Source organism: Coprococcus sp. AF16-22 (assembly GCF_003461545.1).
Lineage (GTDB): Bacteria > Bacillota > Clostridia > Lachnospirales > Lachnospiraceae > Coprococcus > Coprococcus aceti.
Genome location: NZ_QTXH01000006.1, coordinates 97194 through 115491, shown reverse-complemented (window position 1 = coordinate 115491; position 18298 = coordinate 97194). Strand labels below are relative to the sequence as shown.

General features: G+C 46.3%; 20 protein-coding genes and 2 tRNA genes. 21 read left to right on the top strand and 1 reads right to left on the bottom strand.

What is annotated here, in order from left to right:
- Positions 1 to 71 precede the first annotated feature (71 nt).
- From DWW60_RS08385 to DWW60_RS08355, 7 genes are all read left to right on the top strand, one after another.
- Positions 72 to 1910 (top strand): DUF885 domain-containing protein, encoded by a 1839-nt coding sequence (locus DWW60_RS08385; RefSeq protein ID WP_117875011.1) that lies wholly within the window; start codon positions 72 to 74, stop codon positions 1908 to 1910.
- Positions 1911 to 2048: 138 nt separating this feature from the next.
- Positions 2049 to 3710 (top strand): S8 family peptidase, encoded by a 1662-nt coding sequence (locus DWW60_RS08380; protein ID WP_117875009.1) that lies wholly within the window; start codon positions 2049 to 2051, stop codon positions 3708 to 3710.
- Between the two features lie 9 nt (positions 3711 to 3719).
- Positions 3720 to 4130 carry a hypothetical protein gene (locus DWW60_RS08375; protein WP_015533895.1) on the top strand — a complete coding sequence of 137 codons (411 nt, stop codon included), beginning with the start codon at positions 3720 to 3722 and terminating at the stop codon, positions 4128 to 4130.
- A 101-nt stretch (positions 4131 to 4231) separates the two neighbouring features.
- Positions 4232 to 4834 carry a bifunctional phosphoserine phosphatase/homoserine phosphotransferase ThrH gene (thrH, locus tag DWW60_RS08370; protein ID WP_015533894.1) on the top strand — a complete coding sequence of 201 codons (603 nt, stop codon included), beginning with the start codon at positions 4232 to 4234 and terminating at the stop codon, positions 4832 to 4834.
- Positions 4835 to 4848: 14 nt separating this feature from the next.
- Complete coding sequence (locus DWW60_RS08365) at positions 4849 to 5343, top strand: hypothetical protein (protein WP_015533893.1); 495 nt, start codon at positions 4849 to 4851, stop codon at positions 5341 to 5343.
- A gap of 41 nt (positions 5344 to 5384) precedes the next feature.
- Positions 5385 to 5738 carry a hypothetical protein gene (locus DWW60_RS08360; RefSeq protein WP_117549243.1) on the top strand — a complete coding sequence of 118 codons (354 nt, stop codon included), beginning with the start codon at positions 5385 to 5387 and terminating at the stop codon, positions 5736 to 5738.
- A 24-nt stretch (positions 5739 to 5762) separates the two neighbouring features.
- Positions 5763 to 6092 (top strand): DUF308 domain-containing protein, encoded by a 330-nt coding sequence (locus tag DWW60_RS08355; protein WP_117549241.1) that lies wholly within the window; start codon positions 5763 to 5765, stop codon positions 6090 to 6092.
- Positions 6093 to 6166: 74 nt separating this feature from the next.
- Here the strand turns inward: DWW60_RS08355 and DWW60_RS08350 are convergent, their stop codons facing one another.
- Complete coding sequence (locus DWW60_RS08350; RefSeq protein ID WP_117549238.1) at positions 6167 to 6715, bottom strand: hypothetical protein; 549 nt, start codon at positions 6713 to 6715, stop codon at positions 6167 to 6169.
- A 140-nt stretch (positions 6716 to 6855) separates the two neighbouring features.
- Between DWW60_RS08350 and DWW60_RS08345 the strand changes: the two genes are divergently transcribed.
- The 14 genes from DWW60_RS08345 to DWW60_RS08280 all read left to right on the top strand — a co-directional run bounded on the left by DWW60_RS08345 (position 6856) and on the right by DWW60_RS08280 (position 18163).
- A complete protein-coding gene (locus DWW60_RS08345; protein WP_238051350.1) occupies positions 6856 to 7737 on the top strand; it encodes a polysaccharide deacetylase family protein in 882 nt (293 codons plus the stop codon).
- Between the two features lie 19 nt (positions 7738 to 7756).
- On the top strand, positions 7757 to 9061 hold the full coding sequence (locus DWW60_RS08340; RefSeq protein WP_243002937.1) for a bifunctional folylpolyglutamate synthase/dihydrofolate synthase: 1305 nt from the start codon (positions 7757 to 7759) through the stop codon (positions 9059 to 9061).
- Positions 9061 to 9552 carry an HD domain-containing protein gene (locus DWW60_RS08335; protein WP_117875005.1) on the top strand — a complete coding sequence of 164 codons (492 nt, stop codon included), beginning with the start codon at positions 9061 to 9063 and terminating at the stop codon, positions 9550 to 9552. The genes DWW60_RS08340 and DWW60_RS08335 overlap by 1 nt, the downstream gene beginning before the upstream one ends.
- Positions 9553 to 9611: 59 nt before the next feature.
- The gene (gene folP, locus DWW60_RS08330; protein ID WP_117875003.1) at positions 9612 to 10421 is read left to right on the top strand and encodes a dihydropteroate synthase; all 810 of its coding nucleotides are present in this window, start codon (positions 9612 to 9614) and stop codon (positions 10419 to 10421) included.
- Positions 10422 to 10440: 19 nt separating this feature from the next.
- Positions 10441 to 11259, top strand: coding sequence for a 2-amino-4-hydroxy-6-hydroxymethyldihydropteridine diphosphokinase (gene folK, locus DWW60_RS08325; RefSeq protein ID WP_117875001.1), 819 nt, complete (start codon positions 10441 to 10443; stop codon positions 11257 to 11259).
- 34 nt (positions 11260 to 11293) lie between these two features.
- Positions 11294 to 12271: a prephenate dehydratase gene (locus DWW60_RS08320; RefSeq protein WP_117874998.1), complete on the top strand. Its 978-nt coding sequence runs from the start codon at positions 11294 to 11296 to the stop codon at positions 12269 to 12271.
- A 26-nt stretch (positions 12272 to 12297) separates the two neighbouring features.
- Positions 12298 to 13830, top strand: a complete 1533-nt coding sequence (locus tag DWW60_RS08315) for a Ppx/GppA phosphatase family protein (RefSeq protein WP_117874996.1) — start codon at positions 12298 to 12300, stop codon at positions 13828 to 13830.
- Positions 13831 to 13833: 3 nt separating this feature from the next.
- The gene (locus tag DWW60_RS08310; RefSeq protein WP_015533883.1) at positions 13834 to 15954 is read left to right on the top strand and encodes an RNA degradosome polyphosphate kinase; all 2121 of its coding nucleotides are present in this window, start codon (positions 13834 to 13836) and stop codon (positions 15952 to 15954) included.
- Between the two features lie 296 nt (positions 15955 to 16250).
- Entirely contained in the window at positions 16251 to 16745 is a 495-nt protein-coding gene (infC, locus tag DWW60_RS08305) for a translation initiation factor IF-3 (protein WP_015533882.1), read from the top strand.
- Positions 16746 to 16784: 39 nt separating this feature from the next.
- A complete protein-coding gene (gene rpmI, locus DWW60_RS08300) occupies positions 16785 to 16982 on the top strand; it encodes a 50S ribosomal protein L35 (protein ID WP_004849138.1) in 198 nt (65 codons plus the stop codon).
- 22 nt (positions 16983 to 17004) lie between these two features.
- Positions 17005 to 17361, top strand: a complete 357-nt coding sequence (gene rplT / locus DWW60_RS08295) for a 50S ribosomal protein L20 (protein ID WP_004849136.1) — start codon at positions 17005 to 17007, stop codon at positions 17359 to 17361.
- Between the two features lie 174 nt (positions 17362 to 17535).
- Positions 17536 to 17841: a hypothetical protein gene (locus DWW60_RS08290; protein ID WP_015533881.1), complete on the top strand. Its 306-nt coding sequence runs from the start codon at positions 17536 to 17538 to the stop codon at positions 17839 to 17841.
- 83 nt (positions 17842 to 17924) lie between these two features.
- Positions 17925 to 18008, top strand: a tRNA-Leu gene (locus DWW60_RS08285).
- Between the two features lie 71 nt (positions 18009 to 18079).
- Positions 18080 to 18163 (top strand) — tRNA-Leu (locus DWW60_RS08280).
- The last annotated feature ends 135 nt before the right edge of the window (positions 18164 to 18298 follow it).

The following is an 18298-nucleotide window of genomic DNA, read 5'->3' as shown; positions in this document are numbered from 1 at the left end:
GTATGGTTTATGGCATACAATGTGTAGATAGGTTATGTGAAGGGAAAATATATTAAGTAAGGAGTAGATGTATGACCAGATTCAAAAAGAATATGAGAAGATTTGTCGTGGCTGCTGTTGTCGGAGCCATGGCCATGTCGATGACTGCATGTACTTCTCATATGTTTGATGAGAAGACTATCACAGGAACAATAAAGGATAATGCGGACGACTACACAAAGGTGCAGAAGGAGTTCGAGGAATATCTGCACGATGAGTATGTGGACAGTGTGACATCGGACACACTCTCGTACAACTATGAGATAAAGGATGGGGATGCCCTTGGTATTCCTGAGCCGGAGGTATCTCTGGGCGATTCGGATATGAGCGATGAGGGAATCAAAAAACGTAAGGCTGAGTTTGATGAGTCCTTTGACAAGCTCAAGTCATTTGACAGGGACGATCTCACGGAGAGCCAGCAGCTCACATACGATATACTTAATCAGTATCTGGAGACGGAGTCAGAGGGTTATCTGAACATATACCTCAGCGAGCCGTTCTCACCTATGAAGGGACTGCAGTCGAATATATCCACATATTTCACAGACTACCGTTTTGACGACAAGGGTGATGTGGAGAGATATCTCCAGGTGCTTGGAATGGTAAGGGATTATTTTGATGACAATCTAGAGTTTGAGAAGACAAAGTCCGAGAAGGGATATTTTATGAGTGATTCCGTGTGCGATAAGGTCATCGAGCAGTGCGAAGACTTCATCAAGGACAAGGACAATCACTTCATGATACAGGTGTTCAACGATAACATCGAGGCGCTGGACTTCCTGACTGCGGACGAGATAGCGGACTTTGAGGAACAGAATAAGAAGGCCGTTGCGGAAAGTCTTATACCTGCATATGAGGATGTTATAGATGTGCTGTCATCGCTCAAGGGAACCGGTAAGAACCAGGGCGGTGTGTGTGGCTATGAAGGTGGTAAAGAGTATTACGCTTACCTTTTGAAGGACGCTGCGGGAACTGATAAGACACCTGAGGAAGTGGCACAGATGCTGGATGACAACCTGTCAGATCTCATGACAGATCTGTATTCCATAGCCATGACACAGTACGATTCATATGAATATTTTGTGGAGCACTACGATGACCTCTTTGGAGACAGTGACTCAAAGGAGCCTTCAGAAATAATAGATATACTCATGAATACAGCCACCAAGAACTACCCAGACTTTGGAGAGATAAAGTATCAGGCGAAGAAGCTTGATAAGAGCCTTGAGGATATTCAGGAGAATACGCTGGCATACTATATGTCACCTGCGATCGATGACCAGGACAACAACCTTATCAGGGTAAATGGCAAACATACGGATGGTATGTGGACCACACTTGCCCATGAGGGATATCCGGGACACATGCTGCAGAATGCATACTACATGTCAACAGATCCTGAACCGGTACGTACCATATTAAGCTTCCTTGGATACAAGGAGGGCTGGGCAATGTATGCGTGCTATGATGCCATAAACTATTACACATTTGATGGGGCATCTGATTCGGACACCGTTGCAAAACTGTACAGGTTAAACGATGAGATCAATTATCTCATAAGTGGAAGGATCGATATAGGAATCAACTATGAGGGCTGGTCACTGCAGGAAGCAAAAGATTACCTGAATGAAAAGGGATTCAACGGCGATGCTGCCGACGATCTGTATACTACCATGATAGGTGATCCTGCCGTATACCAGAGTTATTCAACAGGCTTCTATGAGATGAAGGAGATCAGGGATTATGCTGAGGAACAGCTTGGATCAAAGTTTGACCTGAAGGAGTTCAATACAGTCGTTCTCGAGACAGGTCCATGCCAGTTCAATATCCTGAAGCAGCAGGTTCAGAAGTATATTGATACAAAACAATAAAATAGAATATAGCCGGTACATATAATGGACAGATGGAGACATACCGCAGCCGGAGAAATTTCCGTGCTGCGGTATTTTTGTGTAAAGATTCGGAATTTGCTGCATATACTATATAGATTGCCCCTGGAGGGATGTGCGGTGATATCAGATGCTGTTTACTCAGAGGATTATGTGGAATATATAATAGAATACAACGGAGACAGGGAAGTTCTGATGGATCTGTATCAGCCATACGGGCTCAACATAATAGACGACAGATATGCGGTGGCATATCAGCCGTTTCCGGCCGGGTATATGGAGAGTTTTTCAAGGCTTGAGTACAATCTTTTCCCCAAAGTGTACGGCCTGATGGACGATGTGGGGGCTCTTGAGGCTATAGGGGTTATCAATATCCAGCAGGAAAATATACTCGGACTCACCGGAAAGGGGATACTGCTTGGCATCGTCGATACGGGGATCGATATATTTGGCAGTTCATTTGTGCGGGATGGGGGTAAGACAAAGATACTTGCGGCGTGGGATCAGACAGTGGAGGAGGCTGACAACGCATCATACGGCTACGGCAGGGAGTATAGCACGGAGGAGATACAGGCTGCTGTGGATGAGAGACAAAGGATATTGACGGATACCACCGGGCATGGAAGCTTCTGCGCGGGAACGGCTGTGAGTGTGGCTCCGTCGGCAGACCTGGTGGTGGTGAAGTTAAAGCAGGCAAAGGAGAATCTCCGCAGTTTTTATGGTATTCCATCGGATGCAAATGCGTACAGTGAGGTTGACATAATGACAGCGATAGCATATCTGCTTGAGCAGCAGAAAAAGCTGCGCATGCCTATGAGCATACTCGTGACGCTTGGGACCAACAGTGGAAGCCATACGGGGGCGGGAGCGCTGGACAAATATATAAACAACATAGGAGATCTTCAGGGGTTTGCGGTATCTGCTGCCGGTGGCAACGAGGGGAGAGCAGGACATCATTATTCCGGGATCGTCACAGGGGCATATGATGTCGTTGAGATCGATGTGGCAGATCACAACAGCTTTACACTTGAGATATGGGGTAAGTCCACCAATACCTACTCGGTGGCCATAGAGATTCCCGGCGGGGAATTTATAGAGAGGATATCGCCGAGGTATGACAGGAGCTCGATCATCCGTCCGATATTTGGAGGTGGGATGATATATGTCGACTATTTTCTCGTAGAGGATTCTGCTGGGCAGGAGCTCATCATGCTCAGATTTATAACCCCGGCAAATGGTATATGGCGGATAAGGGTGTACGGTGTTGGAACCACGGAGCTCAGCTTTAACGCGTGGCTGCCCATAAGCAGCTTTGTATCCCCGGGGACGAGATTTGTGTCAAGTGATCCGGGAGTGACCATAACCAGCCCGGCGGTGGCGGAGACTGCGATATGCACTTGCGCATATGATCACTCAAATGGTAATCTGTATATCGACAACAGCAGAGGCTATACGGCGGACGGCAGGGTGAAACCGGATCTTCTCGCTCCTGGAGTGAATATAAGGGGAGAAGGAGCCAGCGGGGAGACGGTTATAAGAAGCGGCACCTCAGTGGCGGCTTCGTACACTGCGGGCTGCAGTGCCATCATGCTTGAGTGGTCGTATGGGAGAAAGATGATAAGGAATATAAACGGCAACCAGATAAGGGGCTACCTGATAAGGGGAGCGGTGAGACCGGGAAGTTCGGGCGGGCTTTTGGAGATTAGGCAGTATCCGAATCCCGAGTGGGGATATGGCCTGCTGAACATTTACAATACATTTGAAAGTCTCAGGAATGTGTGAGGATAAGTTATGGGAAGAACATGCAGAGAAGAGCTGGCGAGCGGCGGTACGCTAATAATAAGTGAGAATGACTTCAGGATAGAGTATTTCTTCCCGGGGCCGGATGGACGCTATGGTGGAGTGAGGGTCAATATTCCGGGAAGGAAAGTTGAGACCTATATGAGGGCATGGCAGAAGAATTATGAAAGGTACGAAGAGCTTCAGAAGGCGGCGGGGGCAAGTGTGGTGAAGAGACCGGCTGCGATGAGAGGTGAGTGCGGAATGACGATACGGACCGGTTTCATGGACGGAGTATACCTGAAGGGAAGCCACATGAGAGTGACGGAAAGGGTGCAGCTCGACATGATAATCCGGGATTATGGATACGCTCTGGACAGATGGAAGAAGTCCGGGCAAATGCCTGAAAGTAGTGATTGTTAGTCTGCGTGATACTGTGCTATAATGCATCTGTGTGGTCAGAAACGGGAGGAGTATGACATGCATTAATTCACACTATTTATAAGAACGGAGGATAATATAATATGTATATAACATGTCTTGATTTAGAGGGAGTACTGGTGCCTGAGATTTGGATCGCATTTGCGGAGGCAAGCGGAATACCTGAGCTTAAGAGAACAACAAGGGATGAGCCTGACTACGATAAGCTCATGAACTGGAGACTTGGTATACTTAAGGAGCACGGACTTGGACTCAAGGAGATACAGGAGACTATAGCAAAGATAGATCCTATCCCTGGAGCAAAGGAGTTTCTGGATGAGCTGAGATCCATAGGACAGGTGATAATCATAAGCGATACATTTTCACAGTTTGCAGGCCCTCTCATGAAGAAGCTCGGTTACCCTACAATATTCTGTAATGAGCTGATCGTTGCAGATGACGGTGAGATCACAGGCTTCAAGATGAGATGCCCACAGTCGAAGCTCACAACAGTCAAGGCTCTGCAGTCAATCGGCTACGACACTATAGCAAGCGGTGACAGCCACAACGATCTGGGAATGATCTATGCGAGCAAGGCAGGCTTCCTGTTCAAGAGCACAGATCAGATCAAGGCGGACAATCCTGATCTTGAGGCATTTGAGACATACGATGAGCTTCTTGCGGCCATCAAGAAGGCAATGGACTAGTTGGAGATACAGATATGAAGTACAAGAGTGTAGATGAGATCGAGACGCTCTCTTTCAGGGATGCGACTCTGATCAGATGCATATATTCGGAGAAGCAGGGAATCCTGGAATTTGAATTTGACGGCGCGGTAGTCAGAGAGGACAACTCTGCAAATGAGCTCTATACTGACAGATATGCCAGTGATATGCAGGTCAGATTCACTGAGCCTGAGATCGAGGCACTTCTGCTAGAGGGTCATAAGTATTACGATGCGAACGATGTCCTCCAGGAGTCAGTACCGGATAAGCCTGTGGACAGGGCGGACTATGAGGATGTGCTGAAGAGCTTTGAGGGCAAGGTTGTATTTTATTCGGGTCAGCCAAAGGAGATGCTCAAGTCTTCGGAGAATGCTGACAGAAAATGCTATCAGATGATAATAGATGTGGATGAGGAATCCTATGTTCTGAGTTTTTACTATGATAAGGTGATCGCACAGTGGGAGCACTTTATGAACAAGGTGATGAACTAGCCTGACGGTTCGGCAGGGATCAGGAAAGGAAGATGCGGCAGATGGCAAAGAGGATACGCCGGTATATAGCATATATTGATGAGCTTTTAAAGAGGAATGATGTGGACTTTGCACGGGAGGCAGAGAGACATCTCACGCAGGTAGGATTTTTCATGCATGAGAGACTTATCCACCTCATAGTGCTGGTATTGTTTGCCGTATTGACGGTTGCAACATGTATAACATTTGTAGTGACGGACAATATATCGCTGCTGATACTTGCACTTGCATTCATGGTGCTGCTTGTTCCATACATAATGCACTATCATCTTCTTGAGAACAGTGTCCAGTATATGTATGAGCAATACGACAGAATGCTCGAGAAGGCGGGCATAGATGCGTTTGTAAACAGATGATTGGTGAAAGGCGGTAAAGCATATATGTTCAATTTCGTTATGGGTATCGTGATGATCGGAATAGGCGCAATAAGTGTGGCTCATGCATTTTTTTCAAAAAATATGGCGGGCTTCATATTCTTCGGCATACTGATGATCGGATTCGGAATAGTGGAGCTGGTCAGATCCAGGGGCGTAAAGGCCAGAAAGAAGGCTGCCAGAGACAGAGAGTTTGACATGTACAATCTCATTGCGTCGGAGATGGGAGTCAAGATCAATCCGCTCACAGGAGAGATGCTGAGCTCAGACAAGAAGGGTGAAGACGAACCAGTGACTGTTACTGAAGCTGATGATGCAGCGGATGTGGCAGAATAAGAACATAGAATAAAGCGGCATGGAGGTTTTCAGATACCTCCGTGCCGCTTGTTTTTTCATGCGGGATATTTCATCTATTTATAATCAGAGAAATCATACTCTGCAAATGTCTTCCCGTGCTCATCGGATCTGTACACCTTGCCATCGCTGGAGTCGATATAGAAATCACCGACCTTGGTGTCGCCCTCTTTATTGTTGTCGTGGAGCTCGATGTGGTAGCCTGTTTTTCCACCGGAAAATTCTGTGAGATCCTTGTCACTGTTGGCAACCTCGAATCTTCCGTCACCTGCGGGAAGCTGATCCATGAACCAGTCCTGGGCATCATCGAATGAACCGAAGATGCCTGACACGGTGTTTCCCACGCCGTCAGCGACATCCTTTACACCGTCGGCCACGCCGTCAGCGACATCCTTTACAGCGTCGGCTGCTCCGCCTACAACGCCTTTGTCAGATGAGTCGGTGCTGTTTTCCTCAGAGCTGTTACCATTCTGAGCCTCAGATGTTGTCTGGGTGCTGGCTGCTGAAGATGAGCCAGTGCTTGAAGCACCGTTTGAATTGCCACAACCACAGAAGAGGATCATGGTGAGTGTCATACACGTCACAAGTAAAAAGTATTTTTTCATTGTACATGTTCTCCTTTTTTTAATATTTGCTATTTATATTCTCCGTATATCTGAGAAATATTCATGGCATAAAAAATAGACACATAATTAAAAATAAAAAATAATATAATAGAAAAAATGCTATAGGCGGCGAGGATCATTTGAAAAAAATTGACAATGTGCAGGAGGTGACTGACAGATGGCAGTATATTATGCTGGCGGTTGCCATATTTCTTGCCATAATTTTCTGTTGTTATTACATAATCAGCCAGTCGAGGTGGGGCTTTTATACTGCCGGAGGGCCGGTCAGGCAGCAGGCAAATGTCCTGGGGGCGGATGAGAGCACACCATCGGAGGTGGATGGGGCAAATGATACCGGGGAGATGCAGCCGGAGAAGGATGAAACGGAGTCTGATGCGGAGCCGGAGATAACGAAGAGGGCGTATCTCACATTTGACGATGGGCCATCCGGGAACACAGTGGAGATACTGGATATCCTTGATAAATACGATGTGAAGGCGACATTTTTTGTCGTGGGGCGCGACAAGAGCTATTATGATGCCTACCGGGATATAGTGGATAGGGGACATACACTGGGGCTTCATTCGTACACCCATGATTACGATAAAATATATGGAAGCCTTGCTGATTTCTCCGAAGATATTGAGGAATTGCGAAATTTATTGTATGATGTAACAGGTGTAAATTGTGTATATTACAGATTCCCGGGCGGCAGTTCAAATACGGTATCCAGAGTGGATATGAACACCCTGATAGACTATGTGAATGCCGAGGGGCTTATATATTATGATTGGAATGCGCTGAACAATGATGCCGTGTGTGGCAGCTACACGCCGGAGCAGCTTGTCGACAATATCATGAAGGATGCACTGCAGCACGACGATGTGGTCATATTGATGCATGATCTTGAGTCGAGGCACACCACGGTGGAATCACTGCCGATGCTCATTGAAAGACTCCGGGATGATGGGTATGAGCTGCTGCCTATAGATGAGAATGCACCACTTATCAGGCACAGATGAGAAGGGACGGATATATGCCATGACTTATGAAGAGGCAAGAAGTTATATAGAATATACGGACACCATGGGAAGCGTTCTGGGGCTTGACAGTATAAAGGAGCTGCTGAGAAGGCTGGGCGATCCGCAGGACGCAGTCCCGGTTATACATATAGCAGGAACAAATGGCAAAGGTTCGATATGCGCATTTCTGGACGAGATACTTGAGAGTGCAGGATACAGTGTGGGAAGATATATATCTCCGACGATATTTACATATCTTGAGAGATTTCAGATAGATAAGGAATATATGTCTGAGGAGGATTTTGCCGTATATCTTGAGACGGTGAAAGATGCAGCGGATGACATGGTGTCGGACGGCTGGGGAAGACCCACATCGTTTGAGACGGAGACAGCGGTGGCGTTCTGTTATTTCTGCGACAAAAAGGTCGATTTCCTGTTGCTTGAGACCGGAATGGGAGGCCTGGAGGATGCCACAAATGTGTGTAGCCACCCGGTCTGTACGATAATAGCAAGTATAAGCATGGATCACATGCATTTCCTCGGGAATACCCTGAGGGATATATACAGACAGAAGCTTGGAATATTGAAAAAGAACTGCCCATGTGTGGCGTACCCGCTTGCCTCAGAGCTTGAGGATATGTGGGATATGGCATGTGAGCAGAATAATATATCGGACTTGGCGGTACTTATCAGGGAGAAGGATATAGAGATATGCAGAGAGTCAGTAGGTGGAAGTGAATATATATATGACGGACAGAGATACGAACTTCAGGTTCCGGGCATATATCAGATATATAACAGTGCCACAGCGGCTGCGACCGCACATGTTCTCATGAGGCTTGGATATGAGCTGACTGAGGATGACATAAGGAGAGGACTTAAAGCGACGTTCTGGAAGGGAAGATTCCAGAAGCTTATGGACAAACCTCTCTTGTATGTGGATGGCGCACACAATCCGGGAGGCTGGAGAGCACTTAGACAGAACATAGATGAGTATTTTGCCGGAAGAGACCTCATATATATATGTGGGGTGTTCAAGGACAAAGACTATGAGCAGATGCTCAGGATCATGATGCCGGGGGCTTCTGCGTTCATAGCAGTTGAGCCGGATAACCCGAGAGCACTTTCAAGGCATGAGCTGAAAAGGCTGGCAGGGACATATATAGATGAAGTCTATGAGCAGGAAGATGTGGACGATGCCGTGAGGCTGACGATGACGCTGGCTGATGACAGGCAGGATCCGGTGGTGATTGTATTTGGCTCGCTGTCATTTATTGGGCCGATCATAGACCGTGCGGAACATGGAGGATATATAGAAAGCTGATGCAGACAGAGATGGACAGAGTGGACAGGATCATATACAACGATGAATATAGACGTCTCATGGAGACTGTGCGGAACAAGGAGACCGACAGGATATTCTGCAGGCATGGACTTGAGCACTGCCTGGATGTTGCCAGGATAGCGTATATAATGAATATCGAACAGGGATATGCGATAGACAAGGAGATCATATATGCCGCGGCACTTCTTCACGATGTGGGACGGGCAGATCCTGATGACACCGGCAGGAAGCATCATGAGCTGAGTGTTGAGTATGCGGGCAGGATACTGGAGCAGTGCGGATTTTCCACGCAGGAGAATGAGCAGATATGTGATGCCATAGGCTCACACAATACAGACGGTGCTGAGCGGGAAGGACTGGCATATGTGTTGTATAATGCGGATAAGCTGTCTCGAAACTGTTTTGACTGCAAGGCATCAGACCAGTGTTACTGGCTGGAGAGTGCACGCAATACAGGGATAAAATATTAAGGGAAGTACCAAGGGGTCGCACGTCATGTGCGGATATTTTATATCTGGAGGATAAAAGGATGATAATAGGAAACAAGACATTTGAGAGTGGAAAAGAACCTTATGTGATGGGGATACTGAATGTGACCCCGGATTCATTTTCGGATGGAGGACAGCATAACACCATGGACACAGCTCTGTTTACCACAGAGAAGATGATAACTGAGGGTGCTGTGATAATAGATGTTGGCGGTGAGTCCACAAGACCTGGATATACAAAGATATCGGGTGAGGAGGAGATAGATAGGACCGCACCGATCATAGAGGCGATAAAGAGAGATTTCGACGTGGCAGTATCACTCGACACATACAAGTCTGCGGTGGCTGAGGCGGGTATACATGCAGGTGCAGATCTCATAAACGATATATGGGGACTGAAGTACGATGAGAAGATGGCGGCTGTCATAGCGAAGTACGACAAGGCGTGCTGTCTTATGCACAACAGGGAGAACACAGATTACACAGACTATCTGGCTGATGTTGTATCAGATCTGGATGAGTCGGTTAACATGGCTCTGGCAGCAGGCATAGACAGGGACAAGATCATGGTGGATCCGGGAATAGGATTTGCAAAGGATCTGCATCAGAATCTGCTCCTCATGAACAATCTGGAGCTGCTCCACAAATGGGATCTCCCGATACTCCTCGGAACGTCGAGAAAGTCGATGATAGGACTTACACTTGATCTTCCGGTGACCGAGCGCGAGGAGGGAACAGTTGCCACATCAGTGCTTGGGCTTGTGAAGGGCTGCGATTTCTTCAGAGTACACGATGTGAAGAGCAACTACAGAGCACTCAAGATGACGCATGCGATGCTGAGTGCCAGATAACATATAGCGGAGGTGCGGTATGGACAGTATCAATATAAAAGGACTTGAGGTATTTGCACATCACGGAGTGTACAGGGAGGAGAATGTCCTTGGACAGAAGTTCGTGGTGGACGTATCCATGCAGGTGTCGACCCAGGAGGCCGGCAGAAGTGATGATATAAGAAAATCTGTGAACTATGGCAGCGTGTGCGATGGCATACAGAAGGTCATGAAGAACAGAAATTATAAATTGATAGAGACTGTGGCTGAGGAGATAGCAGACATGATACTTCTCACTTACGATGATGTGAGAGGGGTAAATGTGACGGTGAAGAAGCCGTGGGCTCCGGTCATGGTACATGTAGATACAGTGTCCGTGTCCATAAGCAGAAAAAAGCACACAGCATATCTTGGACTTGGGTCAAATATCGGCGACAGGGAATCATATCTGGACATGGCCATAGATGAGCTGAACAAGGATAAATACACCAAGGTGACAAGAGTATCAGATTTTATAGAGACCGAGCCGTATGGCGGCGTTGAGCAGGACGATTTCCTGAACGGCTGTCTGGAGATAGAGACGCTCAGGACTCCTGAGGAACTGCTGAGACTGGTGAATGGAATAGAGAAAGCGGCGGGAAGAGAGAGGCTGATCCACTGGGGACCGAGAACTCTGGATATCGATATCCTGCTTTATGATGATGTCGTGTATGACAGTGAGGATCTTCACATACCACACGTGGAGATGCACAAGAGAGAGTTTGTACTTGAACCGTTGTCCACGATAGCGGGATACAAGAGGCACCCGCTGCTTGGCAAGACAATATCCGAGCTTCGTGCCGGGCTGGACAAACAGTGACAAAATTGACACTTCAAGTGGAAGGATAGATAGAATGAATACATTGGAAGAGATAAACAGTCTGGAGGAGCAGATACAGCAGCTTATCACCAGAAAGAATGAGCTTATCGACAGAGCGTGTGTTGAGGGCAGAGATATTGCGCTGGCACATATAAGCTCTGATGTGGTGAGCGGGTTTATGCCCGTGGATCATCTGAAGGTCGATAAAGACACGGTGGTTGTATACCAGGGTGTTCCGGGGGCTTACAGTCATCAGGCTATGCATGACTATTTTGGCAAGGATATAAAGAATGTAAATGTTGCAAAATTTGAGGATGTCATAGAGACGGTGAAGAGCGGCAAGGCTGATTATGGAGTCCTGCCCATAGAGAATTCCTCTGCCGGATTTGTGAGTGGTATATATGATATGGTTGGCAGCAGCGGCCTGACCATCGTGGGCGGAGACGAGGTCAAGGTGGCACATATGCTCATGGGAGTTCCGGGCTCAAAGCTTTCTGATATACAGACTGTATATTCCCATCAGCAGGGGCTTCTGCAGTGCAGTGAATTCCTAAACAGAGCCGGATACTCACAGTGCTCGGTTGCGAACACTGCAGTGGGTGCGGTGAAGGTCAGGGATGAAGGCGATATTACCCAGGCTGCCATAGCGAGCGCTCTTGCCGCAGATATATACGGACTTGAGATACTCAAGGACGATATAGTCAACAATGAGAACAACACAACGAGATTTATCATACTGTCAAAGAAAAAGGAGTATGTGAAGAGTGCGGGAAATATATCCGTATGCTTTGCACTGCCACATGAGAGTGGAACCCTTTACAGTATACTTGGACATATAAAACATAACGGGCTCAATATGACAAGCATTGAGTCGAGGCCTCTCAGGGGAAGAAAATGGGAATATTCATTCTTCATAACTCTTGAGGGAAGTCTCATGGACCCGGCGACGATAGATGCGCTGGACCATATAAATAAGGATTCTATGGATTTCAAGATAATTGGAACATACTGATAAGTAACATGAAAGGTGGGGTAGATATGGTAAGTAAGGTATTTGCAGCCATCGATGTAGGTTCTAACGAGCTGTCAATGAAGGTGTATGAGATAACTCCCAAAAAAGGGGCGAGGGAGATCGATTACGTCAACAGCACAGTTGAGCTCGGAAGTGATACCTACAACAGTGGCAGGATAACCGAGGATTCCATAATGAAGGTATGTGAGATCCTCAACAAATTCCGCAGGAAGATGAGGGAATACGATGTGCGTGAATACAAGGCGTATGCATCGTCCGCTGTGCGTGAGGCGGAGAATTCAGTCATGGTCCTTGAGAGGATAAAGCAGCATACAGGCATCGATGTCTCAGTGCTCAGCAACTCGGAGCAGAGATTCATGAACTACAAGGCGTATGCGGCAAAGTCGAAGTTTGAGGATGCCGACACGAAGAACAGGGCGCTTCTGGACATAGGAGCGGGAAGTCTTCAGATATCTATATTTGACAAGCAGAATCTGATCCAGACACAGAACCTTCCTATAGGAGCCGTGAGAATAAGGGATTATCTGGCAAAATACGGCGCAGACACGGTGGCTCTGGAGAATATCATGGAGGAGTTTGTATCGAACTTCATAGAGGAGTTCAGGAACCTCTTTATAAACGATAAGGACATCAAGAGCATAATAGCCATAGGAGACGGAATCGCAAATCTGAAGAAGGTCGGACCGGAGCTGAATATCACAGACAAGATCACAAGAGATCAGTTCCGCGTGCTTTATCACAAGGTAGTTGAGACCACCCCGGAGGTCCTTTCAGAAAAATACGGTGTGCCATACGAGAGGGCGACACTGATGCTTCCGATGGCGATCATTTACCAGTCATTCCTCGACAACTCAAGGGCGGAGGATATCATCACGCCGGATGTTACGTTCTGTGACGGAATAGTTGCCGATTATATGGATAAGAACGGAACGCTTCTGCTGAATAAGAATTTCGACGAGGATATCATTGCATCGGCAAACAGCATAGCCAAGAAATATAAGGTCAACAGGAAGCACACACAGAATGTGACGCAGAACGCACTGGATATATTTGATTCCTTCAAGAGCGTCCACGGACTCGGAAGGAGAGAGAGACTGCAGCTCCAGATCGCAGCCATGCTCCACAGTTGTGGCAAATTTGTAAATATGAACGTGGGCACCATGATGTCCTATCACATAATCATGTCCACGGAGATACTTGGACTGTCCCACAAGGAGAGGGAGGAGATTGCAAATATTGTGAAGTTCAACGAGTATTATCTCCCTTCACAGACAAAGGCACAGGTATCGCTGATGACTGCGGATTACATGAAGGTCGCCAAGCTGGCATCCATACTGAGACTTGCGGATGTCCTTGACAAGAGCCACAGGCAGAAGATAAGTGATATGAAGTTCAGCTTCAAGGACTACGTGCTCACGATGACGGTAGATACACTGAATGATATTACGCTTGAGGCAGGGGTGTTCAAGACCAAGACTGAACTGTTCAGAAAGGTCTTTGGAGTGAAGCCTGTGTTAAAACAGAAAAGGGGGTTGTAAAGGATGGCAGATAAGAATCCGATATTTTATAACAGAGAGCTCAGTTGGCTTGAATTTGACAAGAGATGTCTGTCCGAGGCGAAGGACAGGACCATTCCTCTGTTTGAGAGAATAAAGTTCCTGAGTATAACGGCATCCAATCTGGATGAGTTCTTCATGGTAAGAATAGCATCACTCACGGATATGGTGCATGCCGGATACACCAAGAAGGATATAGCCGGAATGACGGCGCGGGAGCAGCTTGACGCACTCCATGCCAGCACCAAAGAGTTCATGAAGAACCAGTATCAGACACTGAACAGATCCCTCATCCCTCAGCTTGCCCAGAACGGATTGAAGCTTGTGAGACACCATGAGGATCTCACTCCAAAGCAGGCAAAGTACGTGGACAAATACTTTGAGAAGGATGTATACCCGGTACTCACACCTATGGCGGTGGACTCGTCCAGACCATTCCCGCTGGTGCGCAATAAATCACTGAATATAGGTGCACTCATATACGATAAGAAAAAGGACGTGACGGATATAGCGACCGTCCAGGTTCCATCTGTACTTCCAAGGATCGTGAGACTTCCTTCTGAGGAGAAGGGCGTTACCGAGATAATTCTTCTGGAGGAGGTTATTGAGAAGAACCTTGACAAGCTGTTCCTGAACTACGACATAGTGTGTGCATATCCATACCGTATCATGAGAAATGCAGACTTCTCCATAGATGAGGAGGAGACCGCAGATCTGCTGAAGGAGATCGAGAAGCAGCTCAAGCAGAGACAGTGGGGCGAGGTCATAAGACTTGAGGTGGACGAGGCCATGGACAAGAAGCTCCTTAAGGAGCTCAAGAAGCATCTCGGAGTCGATGACGAGGTCGTATACAAGATCAACGGACCTCTTGATCTCACATTCCTCATGAAGGTGAACGGCATAGATGGTTTTGACCATTTGAAGTATCCTAAGTACAAACCGCAGCCTGTACCTGGAATGGGCGATTACAGCCATATATTTGACAGGATAAAGAAGGGAGACATCCTTCTGTTCCATCCATATTATGAGTTCACTCCGGTCATAGAGTTCATAAAACAGGCGGCAAATGATCCTGATGTCCTGGCGATCAAGCAGACACTTTACCGTGTCAGCGGCAATTCACCTATCATCGCGGCACTTGCACAGGCTGCCGAAAATGGCAAGCAGGTAACTGTTCTCGTCGAGCTCAAGGCAAGATTTGACGAGGAGAACAATATAGCGTGGGCCAAGAAGCTGGAGCAGGCGGGCTGTCATGTTATCTATGGCCTTGTGGGTCTTAAGACACATTCCAAGATCGCACTGGTTGTCAGACGCGAGGAGGACGGAATCAGAAGATATGTGCATCTGGGAACAGGAAATTACAATGATCAGACCGCAAAGCTTTACACTGACATGGGACTTCTCACCTGCAGCGATGCCATAGGAGAGGACGCGACGGCGGTGTTCAACATGCTGTCAGGATATTCAGAGCCGAAGAAGTGGAACAAGCTTGCAGTTGCCCCGATCTGGCTGAAGGACAAATTCCTCATGCTGATAGGCCGTGAGGCAGAGAATGCGAGACAGGGCAAAAAGGCAAGGATAGTTGCCAAGATGAACAGTCTCTGTGATCCGGTGATCATGAATGCGCTCTACGATGCCTCAAAGGCAGGCGTAAAGATCGAACTCATCGTCAGGGGAATATGCTGTATCAAGGCAGGAGTTCCGGGACTTTCAGATAATATATCAGTAAGATCCATAGTTGGAAATTATCTTGAGCACTCGAGAATATTCTATTTCTATAATGACGGATTTGAGGATATATACATGGGAAGTGCGGACTGGATGCCTAGAAATCTGGACAAGCGAGTTGAGATAACGTTCCCTGTAGAGGATCCGGAGCTTAAGAAGAAGATAAAGAATATCCTTAAGATACAGCTTGAGGATACACTCAAGGCTCACATCATGCAGCCTGACGGCTCATATGCGAAGCAGGATCTCAGGGGCAAGGCAAAGCTTGATTCACAGATGTATTTTGTGAAGCTTGCGCAGGAGAGTCAGAAGCCGGTGAAGGAAGAGGACAATGACAGGGTGTTCATCCCGGTTGAATCCCACGGCGATAATGAGTGATATAAAGGCAGCACAGAGGCATATCGACAAAAGAAAAATAACAGTTGACACACGGCTGGCGATGTGGTATTCTACCATTGCTGTGTGAAACAGTGAACATAGAAGCAGAGTATCCACTCTCACCTCAGCATGGTCTGGCATGACTCGGGTTAATATTTAGCTTAGAAGATTTACAGGGTTTTCCTGAGTTTGAATATGCTTTGTATTAAGAAAGTGGATAGATGGTTCTATCCACTTTTCTTATGTCAGAGAATTGAATTTTAAAAGTGTGGAGGTAGAGAGTCATTAGCGATTTAATGATCAACGAACAGATTAGAGACAGAGAGGTACGACTCATCGGAGAAGATGGTCAGCTTGTTGGAATAATGTCATCCAGGGATGCATACAAGATGGCTCAGGATGCAGGACTTGATCTTGTGAAGATAGCACCTAAGGCACAGCCACCGGTGTGCAAGATAGTTGACTATGGTAAGTATCGTTATGAGCAGGCCAGAAAAGAGAAAGAGGCCAAGAAGAAGCAGAAGACCATGGAAGTCAAGGAAGTCAGACTTTCACCGAACATCGATGCGAATGACCTTAATACCAAGATCAATCAGGCAAGAAAATTCCTTGAGCATGGCGATAAGGTTAAGGTTACACTGCGATTCAGGGGAAGAGAGCTTGCGCATGTAGAGCAGTCAAAGGTTATTCTTGACAACTTTGCTGAGAAGCTTGCAGAGATAGCAGTTATCGATAAGCCTGCTAAGTTTGAAGGAAGAAGCATGATAATGTTTTTAACACAAAAGCGTTAAATTATTATAGACATATAATTCAAGGAGGAAGTAAGTAAAATGGCTAAATTAAAGACAAAAAGAGCAGCAGCTAAGCGTTTCAAGAAAACAGCTAACGGCGGTTTAAAGAGATCTAAAGCTTATAAGAGTCATATCTTAACAAAGAAGACCACTAAGAGAAAGAGAAATCTTAGAAAGGCTACAATGACAGACGCAACAAACGAGAAGGTAATGAAGAAGATATTACCTTATATCTAATAGATCAGGAGGAAGAAAACCAATGGCAAGAGTTAAAGGCGGAATGAACGCAAAGCAGAAGCACAATAAGGTATTAAAGCTTGCAAAGGGCTACAGAGGAGCAAGAAGCAAGCAGTATAGAGTAGCAAAGCAGTCAGTTATGAGAGCACTTACATCTTCATACGCTGGCAGAAAGCAGAGAAAGAGACAGTTCAGACAGCTCTGGATCGCTCGTATCAACGCAGCAGCAAGAATGAACGACATCTCATACAGCAAGCTTATGCATGGTCTTAAGCTGGCAGGTGTTGACATCAACAGAAAGATGCTCTCAGAGATGGCTATCAGCGATGCTGAGGGATTTGCAAAGCTTGTTGAGGTTGCAAAGGCACAGTTATCATAATATAGAATATAGAATCTTCTATATATAAGTAAAAAGAACCGGATGTGGTATAAACTTACACATCCGGTTCTTTTGTTGCGCGAAAAGGTTTTATAATTCGGAGGCGTATGCTATAATTATAGAGGTTAAGGGGATATGACCAATGAGAGTAAAGACACAGAGTAGGAGGCACATATGTTCGTAGAGAGAATAACAAAGGATCAGATGAAGATGTTTCTTGAGACTTTTGCTTGCTGTAGTGAGCAGAAGAACCTCGTTATGAGACTTAACTATGCAGGAAAGGAACCGTATCTGGATGTGACCAGGTTCAGCAATGGTCTGGTATATACTGATTCATATTATGATTTTGACAGTACATACTGCAGTAATCTTTGGAATAAGTTCCTGTATACACAGTTCACACATGAGTATTACACAGCGTTCAAGGAGTACCTTATGAAGGATGTGGACAGAAAGCTCACTAATATGATAAAAATCTGAAAAAAGTTGTTGACTTTGTATTCGATAGATGGTATTATCTTATTCGTTGGTGACGAGCACAGAAGTCGACATCACATAAATATGCGGGAGTGCTGGAATTGGCAGACAGGCTAGACTAAGGATCTAGTGCTGGAAACGGCGTGTGGGTTCAAGTCCCATCTCCCGCATTTTTATTTTGAAAGTCCTATGGAATTTCGGATGTGAGAGAATGGGCGGTTATCAATTACATATAGAATATGCGGGAGTGCTGGAATTGGCAGACAGGCTAGACTAAGGATCTAGTGCTGGAAACGGCGTGTGGGTTCAAGTCCCATCTCCCGCATTTTTTATTTCGAGAGAAAGCTTAAAACATAAGCTTTCTCTTTTTTTTTAACTAATATTAACTCCCGGGAGATTTCCTTGATATATGGGCTGACAGGGGGTAGAATCAAATATATTCATAAAAACAGGAGGAATA

Coding starts and splice junctions, on each gene's coding strand:
- infC (WP_015533882.1), top strand. CDS start 16,251: ATGATCAACGAACAGATTAGAGACAGAGAGGTACGACTCATCGGAGAA.
- rplT (WP_004849136.1), top strand. CDS start 17,005: ATGGCAAGAGTTAAAGGCGGAATGAACGCAAAGCAGAAGCACAATAAG.
- DWW60_RS08290 (WP_015533881.1), top strand. CDS start 17,536: ATGTTCGTAGAGAGAATAACAAAGGATCAGATGAAGATGTTTCTTGAG.
- DWW60_RS08320 (WP_117874998.1), top strand. CDS start 11,294: ATGAATACATTGGAAGAGATAAACAGTCTGGAGGAGCAGATACAGCAG.
- DWW60_RS08385 (WP_117875011.1), top strand. CDS start 72: ATGACCAGATTCAAAAAGAATATGAGAAGATTTGTCGTGGCTGCTGTT.
- folK (WP_117875001.1), top strand. CDS start 10,441: ATGGACAGTATCAATATAAAAGGACTTGAGGTATTTGCACATCACGGA.
- DWW60_RS08350 (WP_117549238.1), bottom strand. CDS start 6,715: ATGAAAAAATACTTTTTACTTGTGACGTGTATGACACTCACCATGATC.
- DWW60_RS08340 (WP_243002937.1), top strand. CDS start 7,757: ATGACTTATGAAGAGGCAAGAAGTTATATAGAATATACGGACACCATG.
- rpmI (WP_004849138.1), top strand. CDS start 16,785: ATGGCTAAATTAAAGACAAAAAGAGCAGCAGCTAAGCGTTTCAAGAAA.
- DWW60_RS08365 (WP_015533893.1), top strand. CDS start 4,849: ATGAAGTACAAGAGTGTAGATGAGATCGAGACGCTCTCTTTCAGGGAT.
- DWW60_RS08315 (WP_117874996.1), top strand. CDS start 12,298: ATGGTAAGTAAGGTATTTGCAGCCATCGATGTAGGTTCTAACGAGCTG.
- DWW60_RS08335 (WP_117875005.1), top strand. CDS start 9,061: ATGCAGACAGAGATGGACAGAGTGGACAGGATCATATACAACGATGAA.
- DWW60_RS08355 (WP_117549241.1), top strand. CDS start 5,763: ATGTTCAATTTCGTTATGGGTATCGTGATGATCGGAATAGGCGCAATA.
- folP (WP_117875003.1), top strand. CDS start 9,612: ATGATAATAGGAAACAAGACATTTGAGAGTGGAAAAGAACCTTATGTG.
- DWW60_RS08375 (WP_015533895.1), top strand. CDS start 3,720: ATGGGAAGAACATGCAGAGAAGAGCTGGCGAGCGGCGGTACGCTAATA.
- thrH (WP_015533894.1), top strand. CDS start 4,232: ATGTATATAACATGTCTTGATTTAGAGGGAGTACTGGTGCCTGAGATT.
- DWW60_RS08310 (WP_015533883.1), top strand. CDS start 13,834: ATGGCAGATAAGAATCCGATATTTTATAACAGAGAGCTCAGTTGGCTT.
- DWW60_RS08360 (WP_117549243.1), top strand. CDS start 5,385: ATGGCAAAGAGGATACGCCGGTATATAGCATATATTGATGAGCTTTTA.